This window comes from Amycolatopsis sp. WAC 01376 (assembly GCF_003947415.1).
GTDB lineage: Bacteria > Actinomycetota > Actinomycetes > Mycobacteriales > Pseudonocardiaceae > Amycolatopsis.
The window spans coordinates 609,210-631,510 of the sequence record NZ_QHKL01000006.1 but is presented as its reverse complement, the minus strand read 5'-3'; the positions used below and the strand labels follow the sequence as shown (position 1 = coordinate 631,510).

The following is a 22,301-nucleotide window of genomic DNA, read 5'->3' as shown; positions in this document are numbered from 1 at the left end:
CCCGGAGCGCTCGCCGGGTACCAGCTGGACATGAGTCGATCAACGGTCGAGCATCCGTCCCGATCGAAGAGCGGGCATCTGACGGTGCCACAAGGCGTCGCGCTGTACGTCGGCGCGGTCCTCGGCACCGGCCTGCTGGTCCTCCCGTCACTCGCCGCCAAGGCGGCGGGGCCGGCGTCGCTGATCGCCTTTCTGGTGCTGGTGCTGGTCTCCGCGCCGGTCGCGGCGACCTTCGGCGCGCTGGCGGGCCGGCATCCGGACGCCGGCGGGCCCGCGACATTCGCCTTGCGGGCGTTCGGGCCGAAGACGTCCGCGGTGACCGGCTGGTGGTTCTATTTCGGCACCCTGGCGGGAATGCCCGCGGCCAGTGCGTTCGGGGCGACCTATGTGACCGAACTGATCGGTGGTGGCCGGACCATGACGATGGTCTTGGCCGCCGTCCTGGTCCTCATCGCCATCGGGGTGAATGTGTTCGGTGTGCACCTGTCCGGCCGCGTGCAATTGGTGCTCACCGGTTTTCTCGCCGTTCTCCTGGTCGGCGCAGTGGTACTCGCGGCGCCGAAAGCGGACACCGCCAATCTCCAGCCGTTCGCACCGCACGGATTCGCCGGTGTCGCGACCGCGATCAGCCTGCTGGTGTGGTCCTTCACCGGTTGGGAAACCGTCACTCATCTGGCCCCCGATTTCCGGAAACCGAAGCGGGACATGCCACTCGCGACGGGAATCTCCATCGTCATCATCGGCGTGCTCTACCTCGCCGTCGGCGGGATGACGATTCTCGTGCTCGGGCCGCGCGCCGGTGAGACCCAGGCGCCGCTGGCGGCGATGCTCGGGGAAGGGCTCGGGACTTCGGTCCGCGTGGTCGCCGCGGTGATCGCCGTGGTGGTGACACTGGGGGTGCTCAACGTCTTCGTGGCGAGCATGGCGAAACTCGGCGCCGCGCTGGGCCGCGACGGCGCGCTGCCGCGGTGGCTGGCCAAGGGCAGCCAGGCGGGCGACGTGCCGCGGCGCAGTCTGCTGGTGGTGACCGTGGGGACCGCGATCAGCTTCCTCGTCGCGATCCTCACCGGATTCGAACTGGAGCAGGCGCTGCGCGCGGAGAACGCCTGCCTGATCGGGATCTATCTGATCGCGATGGCCGCCGGGGTCCGGCTCCTGCCGTCCGGCGGGAAACAGCGGTGGCTCGCGGTGCTCGCGACGGTGCTGGTGTTCGGTGTCCTCGTCCTGGCGGGCTGGTACCTGCTGTTCGCGGCGGCGCTGGCACTGGGAGCGCTGCTCTACTTGAAGTTCTCCAAGCGGAGCCAAGTGTCCTGAAGGGGCCCTTTGAGACGTTGAAGGTCTCAAAGGGCCCCTTCAGGACATCGGGCTTCGACGCGGGGCCTCAGGCGGCGACGGACTTCGCCAGGTCGAAGTACTCCTTCAGCGGCATGGCCACCATGCTTTCGGTGCGCATCGAACCCGACTGGGCGATGAGCGACATCGCCCCGAAGGCGGCACGCGGGTCGTCGCGCAACTCCAGGACGATCAGGTAGTCGTATTTGCCGAGCAGGTTCCACGCGGTGACGATCCGGACGCCCTGTTCCTCGAGCCGTACGGTCAGTTCGGTGAACCTGGCCAGTTCCTCCGCTTCGGTCTTGCAGGCTTCATCGGTCGCGTTGGCGAGGACGACGGTGTGCACGTTCACTCCTTTCAGGTGGCGAGATCCTTGCGGATCGCGCGGTGCAGGAAGGTCTCCGACGTCCGGAGCGGGAAGTGGTCGCCGGGTACTTCGCGAGTGGTCACGTCCGCGGTGGTGAACTCGTCCCATCGGCGCAGGCCGTCCTTGTCGACGTGGCCGTCGGAGAGACCGCGGAACGCCGAGATGGGGCAAGGAACCGGCGGTCCCTCCTGGTATTCGTAGGTCTCCGCGAGCGTGTAGTCGGCACGCAGGCCGGGCAGGAACTCCTCCCGCAGTTCGGCGTCGGCGTGGATCTCCGGCGGCAGCCCGCCGAGCCGGGAAACCTCCCGCAGGAATTCGCGATCCGGGAGTGCGCGCAGGTCACGGCCACGCGACGCTTCGACCGGCGGCACGGCGCTGCCGGAGACGAACAGTCGCCGCGGCGAACCGGAGAGCACACGCACGGCTTCGAAGGCGATGACGGCACCGAGGCTGTGCCCGAAGAACGCGAAATCCTCATCGGCCGCACACTGCTCGACGACCGACTTCGCCGCGTCCTGCAGGCTCAGCGGCTCGTCTTCGGACGGCCGAGGATGCTGGATCGGGACCACCTCGATCTCCGGTGCGAGCGCCTTGATCCAAGTGCGGTAGCCGGCCGGGGTGCCGCCGGCGTGCGGAAGACAGTAGAGCTTGGTCATCACGCCTCCGATCGGGTGCCGGCCAGGATCCCGTCGCAGGTCGGATCCTGGATGAACCGGGCGAGGCTGAGCTCCAGCGACGTCGAATTCCGCACCCTGGCGACGAAACGGGCGGCTTGCAGCGATGTCCCGCCAAGGTCGAAGAAGTCCGCGCCGGGATCGACGGAGCCCTGCCCGAGCACGTCGGCCATGAGCCGCCGGACGGCGCCGCGCGGACCGTCCTCGTCCTGAAGCTCCTCGGCGCCGTCGAAGCCGGCTGAAAGCGCGGAGCGGTCGATCTTCCCGTTGGGCATCAAGGGAAAGATGTCCATCACCTCGATCCGGCTCGGCACCAGGTGCTCCGGCAGCCGGGTGCGCAGTTCGGCCAGGAGGTCTCCGGTGTCGGGCCGCTCGCCGAAACAGGTGACGAACGCGTCGAGCCGGACGTTCTCGACCGGTTTGACCACCGCCTGACGGACTGCGTCCAGGCTCTCCAGCGCCGTTTCGACCTCACCGGGTTCGATGCGGAAGCCGCGGATCTTGACCTGCTCGTCGACCCGGCCCAGGAATTCGATGACGCCGTCGTCGCGATACCGGGCGAGGTCGCCGCTGCGGTAGACCCGGGCCGCCGGATCGGGCGAGAACGGGTCGGGCAGGAACCGTTCCGCGGTCAGGTCGGGACGGAACCGGTAACCGCGTGCGAGACCGGCGCCGCCGACCAGCAGTTCTCCGGCCGCACCACGCGGGACGGGCATCCCCGTGTCGTCGACGAGGTACACGGTGACGTTGTCCAGCGGGACACCGATCGGGACGCCGTCGCCGACGTTCTCCGGCGTGCAGTGCCAGGACGTCACGTCGACGCTGGCCTCGCTGGGGCCGTAGAAGTTGTGCAGTGCGGCCCAAGGGACGGTGTCGAACACGCGGCGGCACAGCTCGGGCGAGAGGGCTTCGCCGCCGGAGAATAGGTAGCGCAGCGCGGTGGCTTCCTTGAGCCCTGGGCGTTCTTCGAGCAGAACGTCCAAAAGGGACGGTACGAGCGGGACCGCGGTGATCCCCTCGTCCACGATCGTGCGGGCGAGGGTCGCGGTGTCGCGTTCGGACCCCAGCGGCGCGAGGACGACGCGGGCGCCGTTGACCAGTGCGCCGAAGATCTCCATCACGGCGATGTCGAACGACGGGGACGTGTGCTGGAGCACCGAATCGCCGGGCCCCAGCGGGTACGCCCTGGTGTCCCAGGAAAGCCGGTTGACGAGACCGCGGTGTTCGATCTCGACGCCCTTCGGCTCGCCGGTGGACCCCGAGGTGTAGATGACATAGGCGAGATCGTCGGCGGTGGCCTGTTCCGCGGGCGGATCGTCCGGTCCTTCCCGGACGGCGGGCTCGGTGTCGAGGCGGATCACCGTCGCCTCCGTTTCGGGCAGCCATTCGGTGAACCAGTCCTGGGTGAGCACGATCCGGGCCCGGCTGTCGGTGAGCATGAAGCCCAGCCGCTGCTCGGGATACTCCGGATCCAGCGGCAGGTAGGCCGCGCCGCTCTTGAGCACGCCCAGCAGTGCGACGACGAGGTCGGCGCACCGCGGCAGGCAGACCGCGACCAGCGAACCCGGTCCGGCTCCGTGTTCGCGCAACAGATGCGCGAGCCGGTTCGCCCGGCTTTCGAGTCCCGCGTAGGTCAGGGACGGTTCACCGGCCATGGTGACGGCGATCTGGTCACCGTGTGCCGCGGCCGCCGCCCCGACAAGGTCGTGGACACGTTCGAATTCCAGCGGTACTTGGGCGCCGCGGCGCCACGACACGGGAATCCGGCGTTCGAGCGCTGTCCGCCGGTAGGGAGTGGCCGCGGGTGACGGCATGTCACGGACCGCGTCGATGTCGGCGACTAGGCGGGCTCCGGTGTCGAGCATCCGTCGATGGCAGGCGCTCACGGGCTGCGGATCGGTGAGGCCGGAAGCGCCGAAGACGTGCACGGCCTGCACGACGGCGTCGTAGGCGTGGCCGCGAACCGACCGCGCGAACAACGCGACCTCACGGGGGTCGGCGACTCCCCGGTCGGCCTCGCCCGCGAGCTGGTAGAGGCGCAGGCGCAGCCCGTCGATCGTCACCGACCGCGCGGCCAGTGGCAGGGAAACCCCTTGGAACCGGGCGATCGGGCCGCCGAACTGCTTCCGTTCCCGCGCCCTGGCCGCCGCGAGCCGCAGCGCACGATGGCCGAGTCCCAGCAGATGCGCGCTGAGCCGCAGCCACCACGACGGACGTTCGGCACGTCCGGGCGGGACGGCGGGGAGATCGAGCCGGAGCCTGCGCCGTCCGGTGATCGCGTCGCCGATCAGGCCGTCGGTGACCGTGTTCTGTTGCTCGGCGAGGATTTGGGCGGTCATGATGTGCTCGGCCACCGCGGTGTCGCGGATCGCGAAGCCGAGTTCTTCCGCGGCCAGCACGGCTTCGGTCTCCCCGAGGCCGAGACCACCACGGCCGACGTCGAGCGTCAGGCCGAGCACACCGTGCCGCGCGCAACCGCTCCAGAGGTCGTCTTCCGCCGACGGCGCGAACGCCGAGGCCAGCCGGGTGCGGAGTTCTTCCTGTGCGTTGGACAATCCCGTGCGCATCAAGCCACCTCCCGCGCTTCGTCGAAGAGCGCGGCCGAAACGGTGGCCAGCATCATCTCCGAGGTCCCGCCCGCGACCGTGAGCCCGGGCGCCTCGCTCAGGGCGGTGGTGAGCTCGACGTCATCCGTCGGCAGGCCGTCCACCCGGTCGGCGGCGGCGGGACGGCGGGCCGCGACCTGTTCGCGTCCGGTGAACGCCTCCCGGACCGACCAGACGAGGGCGGCGACCCGGCTGGTGAGCTCGCTGGTCCACCATTTCGCCCCGGCGGCGGCCGCGGCGGCGTCCTCACCACGGGACAGCAGATCGACGGCGTGCCAGGTCAGCAACCGCGCGGCGGGCAGATCGGCCTGCAACCCCCGCACGTCGGAGACGGCACGCGCGGGCAGTTCGAACCGGGTGAGCAGATCGAACCACCGCTGGGCGTGCCCGTAGAAGTAGACGCCGGTCCGTTCCACCGCCAGTACCTCGTTCACCAGCTGCCAGGCCTCGCCCTCGGTACCGACGAGGGCGTCCGCGGGCAACCGGACGTCGTCGAAGACGATGTGGTCGAACGCCTCCGGGTTGAAGCCCGGGATCTCGCCGATCCGCACGCCATCGACGTGCAGCGGCACCAGGAAGATGCTGAGCCCGGCGTACTTGCTCTTGCCCTCGCCGGTGCGGGCCAGGCAGATTCCGTACTCCGCCTTGTTCGCGCCGACGTTCCAGATCTTCTCGCCCGACAAGCGCCATCCGTCTCCTTCGCGTTCCGCGTGCGTGGCGAGACCACCCAGGTCCGAGCCCGCGTCCGGTTCGCTGTAGAGGACGACGAAAAGCCGTTCCGCGGCGGCCATCGCCGGGAGGAACCGGGCCTTCTGCTCGTCGGTGCCCGCCACGAGCAGGGTCGATCCGGCGTTGTCCACGGTGTTGACCCGCGCACTGTCCGGCACCCCGGCCAACGCCATCTCCTCCGCCACGATCGCGGACTCCACAAGGGACAGTCCGAGGCCGCCGTACTCGGCCGGCCAGTCCGGCGCGAGCCAGCCTCGCTCCCCCAGCCTGCGGTAGGTCAGGTCCGGATGTCGCCATGGCCGGGCGCGCCGGGCGCGGACGAGGTCTTCGCGGCACCGCACCCGCAGGAGTTCGCGCACGTCCTGCCGCAACCGCTCCTGCTCGGGAGTGAAAGTGAAGGGTGGTGTGAACATCGAGTCTCCTCAAGTCCGTACGCGCGCGGGCTGTGACCGCGCGGCGGCCATCTCCGCGAACCAGCGTTCGAATCCCGACGGCCCGCTGTCGCGGAGGACGGTGAGCGCGTGGCTGCCGACGATGAACCCGTCGGCGCCTTGCCGGGCGACGGCGGCGACGTCACCGGGGGCCCGGATGCCGAAGGCCGTGTAGACGGGCAAATCCGGGCGAACCGCGCGGATGTCGTCGATCCTGCGGCCGAGTCCACTGTCGACGGTGCCCGCCCGTCCGGTCTCCGAGCTGAGCGCGAGATACACGAACCCGTCGCCGCTTTCGAGCATGTCCCGCTCCTCGACGGTCACAGGGTCCGCGGACACCCGCAGCGGCGGCACCAGGGCGATGCCCCGGCGGCGCGCCCGTACCGCGTGTTCGGGGAACGGCCGGATGTCGTGCTCGCAGAGCAGGCCCGCGCAGCCCGACAGGATCTCGTCACCGGCACGCCACTCGTCCACGGACGGCCAGGCCGACCGGTAGACGACACCGACCCGGACCGGCGCCTCGGCCAGCCAATCGTGAAGCCGTGGAGAGCGCGGGTCGAGATCGCCCGTTCCCGCCTTCGCCAGCGCATCGGCGACGACCCCGCCGGTGCTGGCGGAGAAGCTTGTGGCGAGCAGGATCGGGAATTCGACGAAGTCCACTCCCCCGGCGACGGCGGCACGGACGGCGGCGAGACTGGTGTCCCAGTCCGGGAAACCCGGGACGAGATAGACGCCGAACCCGAGCCTGCCGGCGGTGGCGGCGCTCTCGCGAAGACCGGCGGTCATACCGTCAGCTCCTGACGGGAGGCCGCGATGTCCATCACCCGCAGCGCGCAGTAGGTCTCCCACAGTGTCGAACCGGGATTCTTGCCGAACCCGCCGTCCGGTTGCGCGCACCGCCGGACGGTGGCGTCCAACTCGGCCCACGGCCAGGCCAGATTCAGCAACTGCACGGTTCGCGCACCCCAGTAGGCGCTCGCGAGCGACCATTCCGCTTCGGACGGCCGCATCCGGATGTGCCCGGAACCGTCGTCGCACGAGACGACGAACGGACCACTCGCCCGCGCGTCGGCGTGGTCGCGTCCGGTGCCGAGCCACTGCCGGATCGCCACCGAGCAGTAGGTCCGCTCGATGTCGGACGGGCGATCGGGCAAGAGCGAGCACCCTCGATCGTCCTTGGTGCAAGCACTGAGGAACCTGCGGATCGCAACGGCCGCGGACGGTTCCGGCCGGGCATCGAGGATGATCAGGCATCGCACCCCGTAGAACAGGTCGTCCATGTCCACGACGGTCTCGTCCCCCGAGCAGAGCGCCTCGCCCACCCAGCGGACCACCGCGGCCGAATCGGGCACGGTGACCCCGGCGAGCTGATACAGCCGCAAGGCGTAGTACGTCGCGCCGAGGGAAGGCCCGCCACCGCGGAACATGGCGTAGGCACCGCCGGTCCTCGCCGCGGAGGCGAATTCCAGCTCCTGCCGGGTCAGGCCGTGTCCCCGCATGGCGCGGATCTCCGCGCCGAACCGGGTGGCTTCGAGGCTGGGGGCGTTCTCGTCGGTCTCGACGAGCAGCCCGTCGTCGTCACGGCAGCCCTCGACGAAGGTCATGGCGTCGGTCATCGTGATCGTTCCTTTCTTCCTCAGCCGGGCGCGGATCCGAAGATCTCGTTCTGTGGCGGGAAACTCTGGAAGTCGAGTGCTTCGAATCCGTAGTGGGCGGGCATCTGCTGCGGCGCGGGAGTGTGGAACAACAGCGAATCGGCGTGCAGCCGGTTCCCGGGGGCGTGGGAGTACGCGTTGTACAGATCCAGCGCCCGGCGTTGTGCCTGCGGGACCGAGGCCAGCGGCCCGGCGTCGACGAAGTCGGCGACCTCCTTCAGCACGGCCATCCCGAGGCAGAAGGTCAGCAGGTCCTGTGGTTCGGTGACCAGCCCGGCTCCGGTCCGGACCACGCGATACGGCTTCGGCATGGCTTCGAGGAGGTCCCCGGAGTAGATGACGAAGTCGGCGACGTCGGTGCCCGCGATGTCCAGTTCGAGGATGCTGGGGCTGAGCAGATAGTTGAGATAGCCGAAGATCTTGGGGTTGCGGCTGAAATAGAACAGGCAGGCGGCTTCTTCCTCGGCACGGGTCTCGGCGTCCACTTGCCCGGCCAGCCTGGACATGACGGTGCCGTAGCACCCGGAATCGACCAAGGCGACGCTTTCGGGCTCGAACCGCTCGCCGTCCCGCAGCCCCAGCACGTCTTCGAGCGTGCCGTGGTCGGCGCGGGACGCATGGGCGAGCCGGATGTCCAGCCCGGCGGACGGTTCGAGCCGTCGCGCCGTGAGGTAGGTGGTCAGCATGTCGCGCGCGAGGAAGAGGACGTGACGGCGATGACGGTGCACGCACCATCGGACGACCCAGTCCGCGAACGACACCCACAGCGGGATCCAGGGCCGGATCCGCCAAAGGAACCGTTCGATCGCCGAGCCGACACCGTCCGCGCCCGTGCGGCCGCGGCCGGGATCGACCGCGTGACACACCTGCGCCATCTGGACTTCGGAGAGATCACCTTCCCCGCGCATGGTTTCGATGAAGTCGTGGAGCGCCTCGTCCATACCGGGGGCGGGGGAACCCGTGATGGCGCACCAATGGTGGATCCAGTACTCACCCATCCGGGCCCACTCTGCCGACGCGCTGACCGCGTCGTGACCCGGACAGTCGACGAGCAAGCCGGTCAGCCACGCCGGGACGTCGCAGGCCGGCACTCGAGGGCCGGCGGCCAGCACGGCCGCGGCGCCTCCTCTTCGGGATCGTGTTTCGCGCTCCTGGGGCATACGCCTGGCCTTTCGGTCGGTGTTGCCGGGGGCGCCACGCCGCGGATCCGGTGGGGATGGGAAGAACGGGGTACCGGTGGGTGACGCCGTCGTTCGCTGGTGGTTTCACCGTATGAGGCGGGAGAAGCCGTGGCGATCACTTCGGCGCACGGTCCTGTCCATCATCCGTACCCGGCAAGGCCGTGTCCTGTAAGTAACGCCGGGGCGTGCTGAGCCGTGGAAAGGGAGCGGGGGACCTTCGGTGTCGCGTTCCCGGCGGGCCTAACCCGCAAGAAGGACGACGGCGGCGGCCGCGCCGAAGAGGCCGACGACCTGTGGCCGGGCGAGACGTTCCTTGAGGACGGCGATGCCGAGCAGCACCGGGATGGCGGGGTACAACGAGGACAGCACCACCGCGATGGCGAGCAACTGACGCTGCGTCGCCAAGGTGTACAACACGATCGCCGTCGCCCCCAGCACGCCGGTGAACACGGCCGGTAGCACCAGCTTCGGGCGCAGGCCGGGCGGTCCCGATCGGGTCATGGGGAGCAGGGCGAGGGTGGAGATCACGCGGCTGGCCACGATCGGCCACAGGCCCGCCGACGGATCGACCTGTCCGAGCCCGATGTTCTGCAGCGCGAATCCGGCGCCGGCGATCAGTCCGTCGACGGCGCCGTGCGCGGCGTTGCCGTCACCGTCATTCCCGCCGCGCGCGATGAGCCACAGCGCCGGGAAGGCGACGGCGATTCCGCACCAGGCGAGCGGGTCCGGACGGTCGTTCAGGATGGCGACCCCCGCGAGCACCGGAACCGCGACCCCGCCGACGACGCTGAGCGGCACGACCACGCTCATCCGGCCGCGGCTCATGCCCCGGTAGAGAAAGAGCACTCCGACCCCGGTTCCGAGCCCGGAAAGCCCGCCCCATGCCAGATTCGCGGCACCGATGGAGGGGGCCGAGACGAAGAAGGCGGCGGCCGCCGTCGCGATCAGGCCGCCGGCCTGGCCGATCAACGCGACGAGTTCGGGTTTGGCGTGCCGCGAAAGGAGGCCCGCGGAGAAGTCGGCGAGCCCGAAGCACAGGGCGGAGAACAACGCGAGTGTCTCACCCATGCTTTCCTGCCTAGTGCACGATCACCGGCCCCGCAACTTCTCCGGCATCAGCGAAAAGGGCCGATAAGGCGGCGCAGCGTATGGGAAGGGGCCTCGCCGAACCGGTCGCGATAGGTGGCCGCGAATCGGCCGAAATGGAAGAACCCGTGCCGCTGAGCCACTTGCGCCACGGTGACCACGTCGGGTTCGCCCGCCGACAGATCGGCGTGGGCGCGCCGCAACCGGACATCGCGGAGATAGGCGTTGGGAGTGGTCGCCAGATGCCGTTTGAAGCCCTTCTCCAGTGCACGGACGCTCACCCCCAGTTCACGGGCGAGACTCGGCACCGAATGGTTCCGATGCGGCTGCGCGTCGATCAACCTGATGGCCTCGCGAATGGTACGCGACGATACGAGTTTCGCATCACCGGTCACGACATCCCAATAGTTGTGCCGTTGCGATGCCAAAAACGTTGTCATCAATCCTTGTTCGACGGAATCCGCGACGGCGTCGATTTCCAGGGCACTGTCCGTGTCGTCCAATGACCCGAGGTAAGCACCCAAAGCGTCGTACCAGCCCTTCGCGGGCTGACGAGCGAGGTTGAGCACCTCCTCGAAGCGCAGCGGTTGCGGCAGAGCACGTCCGAGCATCGAACTCAGCCGCGTTTCCAGCACTCCGCGATCGATGACGACCATCAACTGGGCGAACTTCCGCGTCCAGCGCGCCTCCATCGCCGCGCCGGGATTGACCACGTGACCCCGCCGTTCCCGGATGTGCAGTCCTCGTTTGCCGCCGATGACGGCGGCACTGCCGGTCACCGGGATCGAAATCAGGAACCGGCGGCGAGGACATTCGACCCACAGCCCGGCCGCGACCGGATACTCGAGGTAGGCGACGGTGAAGTTCTTCGTCTGGCGGGCGTGCACGCGGCCCGTCGAACCTTCCGGCGCGGAAAGCGGCCGGAACCGGCATTCCCCGAGAAGACCGGCGAGCTCGTTCCCCATCTCGCCGGGGTCTTCCGAAACCAGCAGCGTGTAGTTTCCGAGCGGCCTGTGCACTCGAGTGCCCCCTTTTCGGACAGCGACGAACGGGGCACTTGCCGTGCGGCACCCCCATTTACCGGAACACCGGGCCATCGGTTCACGTGCGGCCCGCCTCCCGTATACCCGGAATCGATCGGGTGACGTGATTCAAGGGGTAAATACGTTCGAATAGCCCAGAAGATCCACAAATGCGCACCGGCGTAACCATTCGCGAGAACTCTAAACGCGTCGATTCCGGTCAATCCTCGCGGACTCGGCACCTCCCGTCGTCACCCAGCGCTGACGGGCAAGCGATACGCGCACAGAGACAAAGGGGGCGGGGCAGGCCGCTCCCATACTGGCCGTCCAGCGGAGATGAGGAGCAGCGAATGAGCCGAGACGACACGTCGCTCGCGAAGAACGTCTTGGGCGTGCCAGGCATCGTCTTCCTCGTGCTCGCCGCGGTCGCGCCCCTGACCGGGATGATCGTGATCGCGGCCATCGGCATCGCGCTCGGGAACGGCGGTGGGATGGTCGCGGCCTTCCTGCTGGCCACGGTCGTCCTGTTGCTGTTCGCGGTCGGCTACGCACAGATGTCGCGGGTGCTCACCAGCGCGGGCGGCTTCTACGCCTTCGTGGTCAAGGGGCTGGGCAGGACGCCGGGGCTCGTCGCCGGTTTCGTCGCGATGCTGGGCTACAACTGTTTCGTCGCGGGCGCGATCGGCACGAGCGGGTTCTTCACCTCCACGGCGATCGACGACGTCTTCGGGCTGCACCTCGATTGGCTCTTCTGGAGTGCGGTTTCGGTGGTGCTGGTCCTTCTGCTCAGCCGCCGGGGAATCGCGGTGAGCGCGAAGGTGCTGGGAGTCTCGCTGATCCTCGAGGTGTCGATCCTGCTGGTCATGGACTTCAGCGTGCTGTTCCGGCACGGCTTCTCGTTCGCCGCCTTCAGCCCCTCCGTGCTGTTCCAGGGTGCCGGTGGGCTGGCGTTGTTGTTCGCCGCCAACGCTTTCATCGGGTTCGAGGCGACGGCACTGTTCGGCGAGGAGGCCAAGGATCCCAAGCGGACGATCCCGCGGGCGACCTACATCGCCATCGGGTTCATCGGGGTGTTCGCCGCGTTCACGACCTGGGCCGTGGTCAGCGCGATCGGCGCCGAACAGGCGCAGGACGTGGCCGTCGCGCATCTTTCGAGCGGGGACCTCGTGCTCTCGGTCGCCCAGGAGTATCTCGGCGGCCCGCTGACCAAGGTGATGTTGCTGCTTCTGGTGGTCAGCCTGTTCGCGGCGTTGCTGGCGCTGCACAATTCGGCGACCCGGTATCTGTACGCGCTGGGCCGGGTCGGCGTGCTGCCACGTCTGCTGGGCAAGACCAGTCCGCGCAACGGAGCACCGCGCTACGCCTCGATCGTCCAGCTGGTCTTCGGCTCGGTGGTGGCACTGGCGTTCCGGCTCGCCGGGCTCGACCCGGTCGCCGACCTCACCGCGAGCATGACCGGCTTCGGCACGCTGGGCATTCTCACCCTGCAACTGTTCGCCGCGGTCGCGATCCTGGTCTATTTCCGCCGGACGCGGGATCGCCGGGTGGTGAAGACGCTGATCGCCCCCGGGCTGGGTGCGGTGGGGCTCGGGATCATCGTGACGCTGGCGATCCTCAACTTCCCGACGCTCGCCGGGTCGAGCAACGGCGTCGTCCCGCACTTGCCGTGGCTGCTCCTGGTGGTCGCGCTGGCGGGGCTGGCGCTCGCCGGCTGGCTGCGCAAGTTCCGGCCCTCGGTGTACGCGGCGCTGGAGACCGACCTGGAACGCGACGCCGCGCCGAAGCCGTCAGAGGCTGTTGGTCAGTGAGAGGTTGAACGAGTAGCGCGAGGCGCGGTACACGTGCCAGCCGTATTCCACGACCTTGCCGGAGTCGTCGTAGGTGGTGCGCCGCATGGTGAGCAGCGCCGCGCCCGGCTCCTCGTCCAGGAGTTCGGCGTCCTCCTCGGTCGCCTGCCGGGCCCCGACGTTCTGCTGCGCGGCGTGCAACCGGACACCCGCCGAGCGCAGTAACTGGTAGAGCCCCTTGTCCCGCAGTTCGTCGTCGGCCGGGTCGATGAGGCCGTCGGGCAGGTAGTTGTTCATGATCGCCAGCGGTTCGCCGCCGGTCGAGCGCACCCGCTTCAGCCGCCGGACGTGGGTCAGGCCCGGTGTCTCGAGGTGCTCGATCGCCTCGTCGTCCGCGGGCTCGACCCGATTGACGAGGACGACGGACTCCGGCCTGTCGCCGAGTTCGCTGAGGTCGTCGAAGAGGCTGCTCAACCGCAGCGGGCGGGCGACCTTGGTGCGGACGACCTGGGTGCCGACACCGCGTTTGCGGACGAGCAGCCCCTGGTTGACGAGCGACTGGATCGCCTGGCGGATGGTCGGCCGCGACAGGTGCAGCCGCGCGGCCAGGTCCAGCTCGTTGTCCAGCCGGGCGCCGTTCGGCAGCCTGCCGTCTTCGATCGCGGCGCCGAGCTGCCTGGCGACCTGCGAGTACAGCGGCTCCGGGCCGTTCGGATCCACCACGATCTCACCGGGTGCCCAGGGTTTCATGCGCGGAGCCTACCGCGTTGGGCCACTATGACCTTATGTCCATATGTCTTGACAAAGTCTCCGAGCGCTTGCGAAGGTCGAAGCACCACGCGAGCCTGGAGGAACGAAAGTGTCGGACACAGTGCGCCGGATAGTCGCCGCGCGGGTGCGCGATCCGGGGGCCGTCGCGGTGGCCGCGGCCACCCGGGTCCGGGCGAAATCGCCGTTCAACGACAACGGCCGAATGATGATCATCGCCGCGGACCATCCGGCGCGCGGCGCGAACGGTGTCGGCGCCGATCCGCTCGCGATGGCCGGCCGCGTGGGCCTGCTCGACCGCCTCGGCCTGGCACTGGAACGCCCCGGCGTCACCGGCGTGCTGGCGACCCCGGACATCATCGACGATCTGCTGCTCCTCGGCGCCCTCGACGGCAAGACCGTCATCGGGTCGATGAACCGCACCGGCCTCGCGGGATCGAGTTTCGAGATCGACGACCGGTTCGCCTGCTACGACGCCGAAACGATCGAGCGGATGCGGTTCGACGGCGGCAAGACGCTCACCAGGATCTGCCTGAGCGACCCGGCGACGCCGAGCGCGCTCGAGAACACCGCGAAGGCGGTAAACGACCTCGCCGACCGGAAGCTGATCGCGATGGTCGAGCCGTTCCTCTCCGAGTGGGTCGACGGACGCCTCCGCAACGACCTCTCCCCCGATGCCGTGATCCGGTCGATCACCATCGCCTCCGCACTCGGCCGCTCGTCGGCCTACACCTGGCTGAAACTCCCGGTGGTCGAGGACATGGAGCGCGTGCTGGCGGCCTCGACACTGCCCGCCGTGCTGCTGGGCGGCGAGGTCAAGGATCCCGACGCCGCGTTCGCCGCCTGGCAACGCGCGCTCGCGCTGCCGACCGTGCAAGGCCTCGTGGTCGGCCGCTCCCTGCTCTATCCGCACGACGGCGACGTCGCCAAGGCCGTCGACACGGCCGTCGGACTGCTGTGAACACCTGTGGAGGACAACGCGTGAAGACCATCGACCACTGGATCAACGGCACCGCGACCACGGCGGGCTCCACCCGCACCGCGCCGGTGTTCGACCCGGCCGCGGGGCGCCCGCAGGCGGAAGTGCTCCTCGCGGAACCGTCCGATGTGGACACAGCGGTGTCCGCCGCGGGCAAGGCCTTCGAGACGTGGGGCGATTCGTCGCTCTCGCAGCGGACCAAGGTGATGTTCGCCTTCCGTGAGTTGCTGGTGAAGCACGAGGACGAACTCGCCAGGATCATCTCCTCCGAGCACGGCAAGGTGATCGACGACGCGCGCGGCGAGATCGTCCGCGGCCGCGAGATCGTCGAGTACGCCTGCGGGATCGCCGACGCGCTGAAAGGCGGCTTCTCCGACCAGGTCTCACGCGACGTGGACGTGCACGACTTCCGGCAGCCGCTCGGGGTCGTCGCCGGGATCACGCCGTTCAACTTCCCGATCATGGTCCCGTTGTGGATGCATCCGATCGCGATCGCGGCCGGCAACACGTTCGTGCTCAAACCCAGCGAGCGGGTCCCGTCCGCGTCCCGGCTGGTCGCCGAGCTGTACGCCGAGGCCGGTCTTCCCGACGGCGTGTTCAACGTGGTCAACGGGGACAAGGTCGCGGTCGACGCGATCCTGGAGCATCCCGGTATCGCCGCCGTGTCGTTCGTCGGCTCCACGCCGATCGCCAAGTACGTCCACGAACGCGCGACGGCGACCGGCAAACGCGTGCAGGCGCTGGGCGGGGCCAAGAACCACGCCGTCGTCCTGCCGGACGCCGATCTCGAGTACGCCGCGAACCATCTCACGGCCGCCGCGTTCGGTTCCGCCGGACAGCGCTGCATGGCGATCTCCATCGGCGTCGCCGTCGGTTCGGCAGGTGACAAGCTGGTCGAGATCCTCGAACGCAAGGCGGCCGAGATCAAGGTCGGCCCCGGTCACGAAGCCGGCAACGACATGGGCCCGGTGGTCACCGAGGCCGCGCGGCGGCGGGTGATCGACTCCGTCGCCCTCGGGGCGGAGCAGGGTGCGACCGTGGTGGTCGACGGCCGGGAGCTGAGCGTCGCCGGTCACGAGAACGGGTTCTTCGTCGGACCGTCCCTTTTGGACAAGGTGACGACCGGAATGTCCGCGTATCGCGACGAGATCTTCGGGCCGGTGCTCGGGATCGTGCGGGCGTCCACTCTGGACGAAGCGATCGAGCTGATCAACGCGAATCCCTACGGCAACGGGACCGCCGTCTTCACCGGCAGTGGCGAGGCGGCGCGGCGCTTCCAGCGGGAGGTGAAGGTGGGGATGATCGGGGTGAACGTGCCCATCCCGGTGCCGATGTCGTACTACTCCTTCGGCGGCTGGAAGGACTCCCTCATCGGCGACAGCCCGATCCACGGCCCGGCGGGCGTCCGGTTCTACACGCGGGCGAAGGTCGTCACGACGCGATGGCCGCACTCCGCCGCCGGCTTCAACTTCCCGACGTCCAGCTGACCCACGCAATGGTGAAAGTGATGTGCCAGGGCGCTTGGCCGACCCTTGGCCGTCCACAAGGGACACCAACTCAAGCCAATGCGTCCATTTCGGGCCCTTTGCGTAAATTTGCAGAGGGGTCGTGAGTGGGCATGAGCGTTCTAACGAGCTTCCCCTTGGGTACCTACTGCGTGACCTGTGGCGCTTCTTGCGTGATGACGTGATGCCGGGTTGAAGTACATGAAGGACCCCTTCCTGTACCTAGGCGCAAGGATGGGGTCCTTCATGTACTCGGGTTCTGCGCGTGAAGGGCCCCTTTGAGACGTTCATCGTCTCAAAGGGGCCCTTCACGACATCCCCACGATCGCGAAAACTCACGTGAGCGCCTGGCTGGAGTCCTTTGGGTACCTGGGAGAGGTGTGAAGGTCGAGTTTCCTCGGCTGAGCCGAGGGAAGGCGGCCTTCACGCGCCACTGTTGTGACTGCTGGCGCCTGTGGGGCAAACGCGGCGATGACCGAATCCGGGGCCTGGCATCAACCGCAGCCTCAACCACGTAGGCACCTAAGACACCCTTGACTCTAACCCTCATTGCCACTCACGACCCTCACGCAAAACCGGTCATGCAGGCCATACACCAGACATTTCACCGCGCCATATTTGCCTTACCCTCAATAAATGCGAGAGTCAGCCCACCTCTTGCCGTTGCCGTTTCCCGACGATCCGCCAGCCGACCGCGAGTACCACGACCAGCACCGGGATCGAGTAGAACGCGATCTTCTCGGCACCGTCGGAGAAGCCCATCAGGACGACCACCAGCGCGAGGAAACCGAGCGTCGCCCAGCCGCTGTAGGGCGCCCACGGCATCCGGTAGGACGGCCGTTCCAGCTCCCCGCGCAGCGCCGCCTGGCGCATCCGCATCTGGCAGAAGATCAGCGTCGCCCAGGTGGTGATCACGCCGAGCGAGGCGATCGCGATCGCGATGTCGAAGGCGTCCTTCGGCACCAGGTAGTTGAGCACCACGCCGAGCACGTACGCGCCCGAGGTGAACAGGATTCCGCCGTAGGGCACGTGACGGCCGCTCATCTTGCCGACGAACTTCGGCGCCTCACCCTTGTCCGCGAGCGCCCGCAGGATACGACCGGTCGAATAGAGCCCGGAGTTGCAGCTCGACAGCGCGGCGGTGAGCACGACCGCGTTCATCACGTCGCCGATCCCCGGGATCCCGAGCCTGCTGAACACGGTGACGAACGGGCTCTCGCCGCCGTTGTAGAACGGCCACGGCAGCAGCATCGCCAGCAGCAGCACGGATCCCACGTAGAACACGCCGATCCGCCAGACCACCCCGTTGATCGCCTTCGGCAGCACCTTGCGGGCGTCCTTGGTCTCACCGGCGGCGATGCCGACGACCTCGATCGCCGAGTACGCGAAGATGACCGCCTGCAGCGTCATCAGCGCGATGCCGATGCCCGCCGGGAAGAAACCGTTGTGGGCGGTCAGGTTGTGCACGCCCGCCGTGGTGCCGCCGATGTCCGCGCTGGTGAGCACCAGCCCGGTCGCGGTGACCAGGAAGACCACGATGGCCAGCACCTTGACCACCGAGAACCAGAATTCCAGCTCGCCGAACAGTTTCACCGACAGCAGGTTCACCAGGATCAGCACGCCGAGCGCGACCAGCGCGGTGATCCACTGCGGCACGTCGGGCAGCCACTTGTGCACGTAGATCGCCACCGCGGTGATCTCCGCGATGCCGGTCATCGCCCAGTTCACCCAGTACATCCAGCCGGAGGCGAAACCCGCCCACGGCCCGATGAACTTGCGGGCGTAGGTGACGAAACTGCCGGAGGTCGGCTCGTGCAGCACGAGCTCACCGAGGGCGCGCATCACGAAGTAGGCGGCGATACCGCAGAGCGCGTACGACAGGACCAGCGAAGGCCCGACCTGGTGGAGCTTGCCACCGGCACCGAGGAACAGCCCGACGCCGATCGCGCCGCCGATGGCGATCATCTGCACTTGGCGGTTGCCCAGTGCTTTTGAGTAGCTTTCACCTTTTTCGGTGAGCAGCGAGGAATCCATGGTTGCCAGACGCTAGAGCGTGTGCGGCACGTCACCAACAGTGCTAAGGAAGACTTAAGGTGTGCGGGACGTCACTCAGGTGGTTTAACCGGATTTTCCCATTTCGATTTGACAAGTTCACTCGCGAACCCCGATCTTCGCGCGCGAAGACGCACTTCTACGCTACGGCCGTGGACCTCGCAGCGCTGCTGGACCGGATCGCCGACGACGTCGCGCCGGAGATCGGCCGCGGCTCCGTCGCGGACTACATTCCCGCCCTCGCCAGGGTCGAACCCCGGCAGTTCGGCATGGCGGTGGCCGAAGTGGACGGTCGGGTGCACGGCGTCGGCGACTGGGAGGTGCCGTTCTCCATCCAGAGCATGTCGAAGGTCTTCACCCTGGCGCTCGCGCTCTCCCATGGCGACGGGGTGTGGGAGCGGGTGGGCCGCGAGCCGTCCGGCAACCCGTTCAACTCGCTGGTGCAATTGGAGAACGAGGACGGAATCCCCCGCAATCCGTTCATCAACGCCGGCGCGCTGGTGGTGACCGACGAATTGGCGCATCACGGTGACGCGGCGGAAACACTGCTTCGGTTCCTCCGTGCGGAAAGCGGCCGCGCGGACATCGGCATCGACGACGAGGTCGCCGCTTCGGAGGCCGCGCACGCCGATCGCAACCGCGCGCTCGCCTATTTCATGGCGTCGTACCGGAACATGCGTCATCCGATACCCGCCGTCCTCGATCAGTACGTGCGTCAATGCTCGATCGCGATGAACTGCGGCGACGTCGCGCGCGCGGCGGTGTTCCTCGCCCGCCACGGCGTTCGCAACGACGGCACCCGGCTGCTCGAGCGGAGCGCGGCCAAGCGGGTCAACGCGGTGATGCTGACCTGCGGCACCTACGACGCGGCGGGCGAATTCGCCTACCGTGTCGGGCTTCCCGGCAAAAGCGGCGTCGGCGGCGGCATCGTCGCGATCGTCCCCGGCCGGTGCGCGATCTGTGTGTGGAGCCCCGGACTGGACCCGCGCGGCAACTCCGTCGCGGGCGTCGCGGCGCTCGACCGGTTCACCACCATGACCGGCTGGTCGATCTTCTGATCGGTTTGAACCCGCGGCGACGGGGAAGCCGCCAGCGTGCAGACCTTTCTCCCGTGTGCCGATTTCCGGGCCTCCGCTTCCGTCCTCGACCAGCGGAGGCTCGGAAAGCAGCGCGTGGAGGCGATCCAGGTCCTGCGTGCGCTGACGGTGCCGGGGTACGGCTGGCGCCATCACCCGGCCGCGGCGATGTGGGCGGGCTACGAAGAGGCGCTCGTCCGGTACGGCTTCGACATCTGCGACGTCTGGTGCGAGACCGGCCGCCAGGACACCTGCCGCGAAACGCTCCGGCTCGACCTGCTCCGCGCCACCGGGCTGGACGACGTCCGCACACAGGCCCGGCTCGCGGACGCGAAGGAGCTCCCTCCCTGGCTCGGCGACGCGGACTTCCACCGCAGCCACCAGTCCGCGCTCGTCCGCAAACAACCCGAGCACTACCGCCCGAGGTTCCCGGACGTCCCCGACGACCTGCCCTACGTCTGGCCCGCGTCGGACCGTCCACGACGAGAAGGAGCGTTTCCGCAAAGGCGGCAAGGTCCGCTGGAGAAGTCGTGAGCGAAGAGCAGCGGCTCAGGTGCTGGGCCGCCCCATTTCGTGTCCCGGCCGTCCCTCGGTCCGCCGTTGCCGCTTGATCCGCTCTTCGTGCAGGTGCCGCCGCCCTCCGGTCAGGTCTTCGGCGACGTCCCGGGTCAGGTCGCGGTAGGCCCGGTAGTAGCCGTCGTCGTACTCCTCGATCAGCTGGAAGGTCCACCGGTCCGACAGCACGTTGAGCCCGATCAGCTCGGTCTCGATCCGCTCGGCCCAGTCCGCGTGCCCCGCCTTCCGGAGCCCTTCGACGGCCTCGCCGACGGCGAAGTCGGCGGTTCCCGTGAGGTGGTGGAAGGCATACAGGTGGCCGCGCGCCTGTTCGACCGTTTCGAGCGCGAAGACCAGCTTTCCGACCGCGTCGACGGTCGCGTCGTCGGGTTCTGAGGATGAGTCCGGCATAGGCGATGACTTCCCCGGAGCCGTCGTCTTTACACCCCGGCGACGGCGATCCGGACGAACGAGCGGATCAGCGGGGTCTCCCGCCCGGTCGTCCACGCGACGACGAGCGGGCTCGGCGGCATATCGGCCAGCGGTACCCAGGTGAGCCCGTCGGGCAGCGCGTGCCCGAGCGGCGCGATCCCGGCCGAGCCGTTCCACAGGACGGCCTGAAGGCATTCGCTGACCGTGCGCACCACCGGACCGGCGGGCCGCTCCCCGATGGGCGCCGCCCCGTTCCAGTACTCACGCCACCGCGGATCCGTCCCGTCCGGCAGCTGGAACCAGGGCCGATCGGCGACGTCGGCCAGCGTCAGCGACTCACGACCGGCGAGCGGGTCGCCGGTGCGCAGGACCAGCCCCACCGGGTCGGAGCGCAGGACGCGGACGCTGATGCCGGTCTCGTCGAACGGTGAGCGGGTCAGCGCGACGTCGGCCAGCCCGGCGAGCAGGCCGGTGGTGGGATCGGTGAAATCCGCCTCACGGAAGCGGATCGAGACCTCGGGATGGCGTCGCCGGAACGCCTCGGCCAGCCGGATGCCCGACTCCCCCGCTCCGTCGGCGAGCGTGCCGATGGTGAGCGTGGCGGGGCCCGCCGCCGCCGTCACCAGGGCGCGGGCGCGTTCGGCCTGGTCCAGCAGGGCGCGGGCCTCGTCGTACAGGATGGTCCCGGCGGCGGTGGGTTCAACCCCGGCGGCAGAGCGGAGCAGCAGGACGACGCCCAGTTCGTTCTCCAGCTGCCGGATGGCCCGGCTCAGCGGCGGCTGGGTCATGTGCAGCCGCGCGGCGGCCCGGCCGAAGTGCCTCTCCTCGGCGACGGTCACGAAGTAGCGCAGCAGTCGGAGCTCCATCACCAGCGATGATACCCATCAGGTATCAGGGCCAGCGGATCGGACTTGGACGGCGGGCGGAGACCGGCGGAACAGTGAGGTCATGCCCTTCGAACCCCTCACCCACGAACCCGCCGTCGAACCCGGCCGGGCCCGCGAAATCGCTCGCGACCTCGTGGTGATCCCGAATCTCGGTGTCGACCTCGTCCCCAACATCGGGGTCATCGGCGGCTCGCATTCGGTGCTCGTCGTCGACACCGGACTCGGTCCTCGCAACGCCGAGAAGGTACTCGCCTTCGCGGCCGAACACGCCCGCGGCCGCAGGCTGTACCTGACCACGACGCATTTCCATCCCGAGCACGCTTTCGGCGCACACGTATTCGCGGAACAGGCGACCTACCTCGTCAACAGCGCGCAGGCGGCCGATCTGGTCCACAAAGGACCGGGCTATCTCGAGATGTTCCGCGGTCTCGGCACCCCGGTCGCCCGGGCACTGGACGGCGTCGGCCTGGTCACCCCGGACGTGGTCTACGACGAAACCTACGACCTCGATCTCGGCGGCCGGATCGTGCGCATGGCGGCCACCGGACGCGCCCACAGCACGGGTGACCAGGTGGTGACCGTGCCCGACGCGGGGGTGCTGTTCACCGGAGATCTGGTCGAGACCGGTCAGTTCTCGATCTTCCCGTGGTTCCCGCCGTACGACATCGATGTCTCGGGAGGGCGCTGGATCGAAGTGCTGCGGCGGCTGGCCGCCGCCGGGCCGGACATCGTCGTCCCCGGCCACGGCGACGTCTCCGGACGCCGGATCCTGACCGACGTCCGGGAGTACCTCGAACTGCTGCGTGACGAGACCTGGACGCGGCGCGACTCGTCCCTCCCCGAAGAGACCATCGCCGCCGAGGTCGAAGCGCTGATGATCGAACGCCACCCCGAATGGGAAGGCCGGGACTGGATCGCGAAGGGCGTCGGTTGCTTCTGTGCCGATCACTCAGGCCATGAGACAGCAGGCACCGGTGAAGCAGCCGAAGGTGCCTCCGCTTGACGTGTTCTTCCAGTTGTCGAAGTGATCGATGACGATCTCGACGTCGGTCTGCCCGGCGGCGGTGACATCGATACCCGAGTCGGCGAAGAAGCTGCGGATATCGTCGGAAACGGCGCTCTTCATGGAAGATCTCCCTCGAACCTGCGGTGTTTGATACCGAAATCGTGCAGGTTC

At 68.5% G+C, this 22,301-nt stretch carries 21 protein-coding genes; 7 read left to right on the top strand and 14 right to left on the bottom strand.

The window, feature by feature from the left end:
* Positions 1–30: 30 nt before the first annotated feature.
* Entirely contained in the window at positions 31–1,314 is a 1,284-nt protein-coding gene (locus DMH03_RS29920) for an APC family permease (RefSeq protein WP_233611711.1), read from the top strand.
* 67 nt (positions 1,315–1,381) lie between these two features.
* Here DMH03_RS29920 and DMH03_RS29915 read toward each other — a convergent pair whose 3' ends face one another.
* From DMH03_RS29915 to DMH03_RS29880, 9 genes are all read right to left on the bottom strand, one after another.
* Positions 1,382–1,678, bottom strand: a complete 297-nt coding sequence (locus tag DMH03_RS29915; RefSeq protein ID WP_158633134.1) for a GYD domain-containing protein — start codon at positions 1,676–1,678, stop codon at positions 1,382–1,384.
* An 11-nt stretch (positions 1,679–1,689) separates the two neighbouring features.
* A complete protein-coding gene (locus DMH03_RS29910; protein WP_125795300.1) occupies positions 1,690–2,355 on the bottom strand; it encodes a thioesterase II family protein in 666 nt (221 codons plus the stop codon).
* Entirely contained in the window at positions 2,355–4,940 is a 2,586-nt protein-coding gene (locus tag DMH03_RS29905; RefSeq protein WP_125795299.1) for an amino acid adenylation domain-containing protein, read from the bottom strand. Before DMH03_RS29905 ends, DMH03_RS29910 begins: the two co-directional genes overlap by 1 nt.
* Positions 4,940–6,121 (bottom strand): acyl-CoA dehydrogenase family protein, encoded by a 1,182-nt coding sequence (locus DMH03_RS29900; RefSeq protein WP_125795298.1) that lies wholly within the window; start codon positions 6,119–6,121, stop codon positions 4,940–4,942. The genes DMH03_RS29905 and DMH03_RS29900 overlap by 1 nt, the downstream gene beginning before the upstream one ends.
* Positions 6,122–6,130: 9 nt before the next feature.
* On the bottom strand, positions 6,131–6,925 hold the full coding sequence (locus DMH03_RS42160; RefSeq protein ID WP_158633133.1) for a tryptophan synthase subunit alpha: 795 nt from the start codon (positions 6,923–6,925) through the stop codon (positions 6,131–6,133).
* Positions 6,922–7,755, bottom strand: a complete 834-nt coding sequence (locus DMH03_RS42155; RefSeq protein ID WP_158633132.1) for a hypothetical protein — start codon at positions 7,753–7,755, stop codon at positions 6,922–6,924. Before DMH03_RS42155 ends, DMH03_RS42160 begins: the two co-directional genes overlap by 4 nt.
* Positions 7,756–7,775: 20 nt before the next feature.
* Positions 7,776–8,906, bottom strand: a complete 1,131-nt coding sequence (locus DMH03_RS29890; RefSeq protein WP_125795296.1) for a hypothetical protein — start codon at positions 8,904–8,906, stop codon at positions 7,776–7,778.
* A gap of 309 nt (positions 8,907–9,215) precedes the next feature.
* The gene (locus tag DMH03_RS29885) at positions 9,216–10,043 is read right to left on the bottom strand and encodes an EamA family transporter (protein WP_125795295.1); all 828 of its coding nucleotides are present in this window, start codon (positions 10,041–10,043) and stop codon (positions 9,216–9,218) included.
* Between the two features lie 47 nt (positions 10,044–10,090).
* A complete protein-coding gene (locus tag DMH03_RS29880; RefSeq protein WP_158633131.1) occupies positions 10,091–11,080 on the bottom strand; it encodes an AraC family transcriptional regulator in 990 nt (329 codons plus the stop codon).
* Between the two features lie 353 nt (positions 11,081–11,433).
* Here DMH03_RS29880 and DMH03_RS29875 point away from each other — a divergent pair, with 353 nt between their 5' ends.
* A complete protein-coding gene (locus tag DMH03_RS29875; protein ID WP_125795293.1) occupies positions 11,434–12,891 on the top strand; it encodes an APC family permease in 1,458 nt (485 codons plus the stop codon).
* Here DMH03_RS29875 and DMH03_RS29870 read toward each other — a convergent pair.
* Positions 12,871–13,620, bottom strand: a complete 750-nt coding sequence (locus DMH03_RS29870; protein ID WP_125795292.1) for a GntR family transcriptional regulator — start codon at positions 13,618–13,620, stop codon at positions 12,871–12,873. The genes DMH03_RS29875 and DMH03_RS29870 overlap by 21 nt on opposite strands.
* Before the next feature lie 109 nt (positions 13,621–13,729).
* Here DMH03_RS29870 and DMH03_RS29865 point away from each other — a divergent pair, with 109 nt between their 5' ends.
* Positions 13,730–14,599: an aldolase gene (locus DMH03_RS29865; RefSeq protein WP_125795291.1), complete on the top strand. Its 870-nt coding sequence runs from the start codon at positions 13,730–13,732 to the stop codon at positions 14,597–14,599.
* A gap of 20 nt (positions 14,600–14,619) precedes the next feature.
* Positions 14,620–16,104, top strand: a complete 1,485-nt coding sequence (locus DMH03_RS29860) for a CoA-acylating methylmalonate-semialdehyde dehydrogenase (protein WP_125795290.1) — start codon at positions 14,620–14,622, stop codon at positions 16,102–16,104.
* 663 nt (positions 16,105–16,767) lie between these two features.
* On the opposite strand, the gene DMH03_RS29855 is transcribed toward DMH03_RS29860, so the two are convergent.
* Entirely contained in the window at positions 16,768–18,156 is a 1,389-nt protein-coding gene (locus DMH03_RS29855; RefSeq protein WP_125795289.1) for an amino acid permease, read from the bottom strand.
* A 170-nt stretch (positions 18,157–18,326) separates the two neighbouring features.
* Here DMH03_RS29855 and DMH03_RS29850 point away from each other — a divergent pair, with 170 nt between their 5' ends.
* Both DMH03_RS29850 and DMH03_RS29845 read left to right on the top strand, forming a co-directional pair.
* On the top strand, positions 18,327–19,232 hold the full coding sequence (locus DMH03_RS29850) for a glutaminase (protein WP_125795288.1): 906 nt from the start codon (positions 18,327–18,329) through the stop codon (positions 19,230–19,232).
* Positions 19,233–19,268: 36 nt separating this feature from the next.
* A complete protein-coding gene (locus tag DMH03_RS29845; RefSeq protein WP_125795287.1) occupies positions 19,269–19,784 on the top strand; it encodes an MSMEG_6728 family protein in 516 nt (171 codons plus the stop codon).
* Positions 19,785–19,799: 15 nt separating this feature from the next.
* Here the strand turns inward: DMH03_RS29845 and DMH03_RS29840 are convergent, their stop codons facing one another.
* Together DMH03_RS29840 and DMH03_RS29835 are read right to left on the bottom strand one after the other, a co-directional pair.
* Positions 19,800–20,216 carry a hypothetical protein gene (locus DMH03_RS29840; RefSeq protein ID WP_125795286.1) on the bottom strand — a complete coding sequence of 139 codons (417 nt, stop codon included), beginning with the start codon at positions 20,214–20,216 and terminating at the stop codon, positions 19,800–19,802.
* A gap of 29 nt (positions 20,217–20,245) precedes the next feature.
* A complete protein-coding gene (locus DMH03_RS29835) occupies positions 20,246–21,103 on the bottom strand; it encodes a LysR substrate-binding domain-containing protein (RefSeq protein ID WP_125795285.1) in 858 nt (285 codons plus the stop codon).
* Between the two features lie 82 nt (positions 21,104–21,185).
* On the opposite strand from DMH03_RS29835, the gene DMH03_RS29830 reads away from it, so the two are divergent.
* The gene (locus DMH03_RS29830) at positions 21,186–22,127 is read left to right on the top strand and encodes an MBL fold metallo-hydrolase (protein ID WP_125795284.1); all 942 of its coding nucleotides are present in this window, start codon (positions 21,186–21,188) and stop codon (positions 22,125–22,127) included.
* Here DMH03_RS29830 and DMH03_RS42440 read toward each other — a convergent pair.
* Positions 22,074–22,250 (bottom strand): hypothetical protein, encoded by a 177-nt coding sequence (locus DMH03_RS42440; RefSeq protein WP_199749064.1) that lies wholly within the window; start codon positions 22,248–22,250, stop codon positions 22,074–22,076. The genes DMH03_RS29830 and DMH03_RS42440 overlap by 54 nt on opposite strands.
* Between the last annotated feature and the right edge of the window lie 51 nt (positions 22,251–22,301).

Coding starts and splice junctions, on each gene's coding strand:
- DMH03_RS29920 (WP_233611711.1), top strand. CDS start 31: ATGAGTCGATCAACGGTCGAGCATCCGTCCCGATCGAAGAGCGGGCAT.
- DMH03_RS29910 (WP_125795300.1), bottom strand. CDS start 2,355: ATGACCAAGCTCTACTGTCTTCCGCACGCCGGCGGCACCCCGGCCGGC.
- DMH03_RS29905 (WP_125795299.1), bottom strand. CDS start 4,940: ATGCGCACGGGATTGTCCAACGCACAGGAAGAACTCCGCACCCGGCTG.
- DMH03_RS29900 (WP_125795298.1), bottom strand. CDS start 6,121: ATGTTCACACCACCCTTCACTTTCACTCCCGAGCAGGAGCGGTTGCGG.
- DMH03_RS42160 (WP_158633133.1), bottom strand. CDS start 6,925: ATGACCGCCGGTCTTCGCGAGAGCGCCGCCACCGCCGGCAGGCTCGGG.
- DMH03_RS42155 (WP_158633132.1), bottom strand. CDS start 7,755: ATGACCGACGCCATGACCTTCGTCGAGGGCTGCCGTGACGACGACGGG.
- DMH03_RS29885 (WP_125795295.1), bottom strand. CDS start 10,043: ATGGGTGAGACACTCGCGTTGTTCTCCGCCCTGTGCTTCGGGCTCGCC.
- DMH03_RS29875 (WP_125795293.1), top strand. CDS start 11,434: ATGAGCCGAGACGACACGTCGCTCGCGAAGAACGTCTTGGGCGTGCCA.
- DMH03_RS29870 (WP_125795292.1), bottom strand. CDS start 13,620: ATGAAACCCTGGGCACCCGGTGAGATCGTGGTGGATCCGAACGGCCCG.
- DMH03_RS29855 (WP_125795289.1), bottom strand. CDS start 18,156: ATGGATTCCTCGCTGCTCACCGAAAAAGGTGAAAGCTACTCAAAAGCA.
- DMH03_RS29840 (WP_125795286.1), bottom strand. CDS start 20,216: ATGCCGGACTCATCCTCAGAACCCGACGACGCGACCGTCGACGCGGTC.
- DMH03_RS29835 (WP_125795285.1), bottom strand. CDS start 21,103: ATGGAGCTCCGACTGCTGCGCTACTTCGTGACCGTCGCCGAGGAGAGG.
- DMH03_RS29830 (WP_125795284.1), top strand. CDS start 21,186: ATGCCCTTCGAACCCCTCACCCACGAACCCGCCGTCGAACCCGGCCGG.
- DMH03_RS42440 (WP_199749064.1), bottom strand. CDS start 22,250: ATGAAGAGCGCCGTTTCCGACGATATCCGCAGCTTCTTCGCCGACTCG.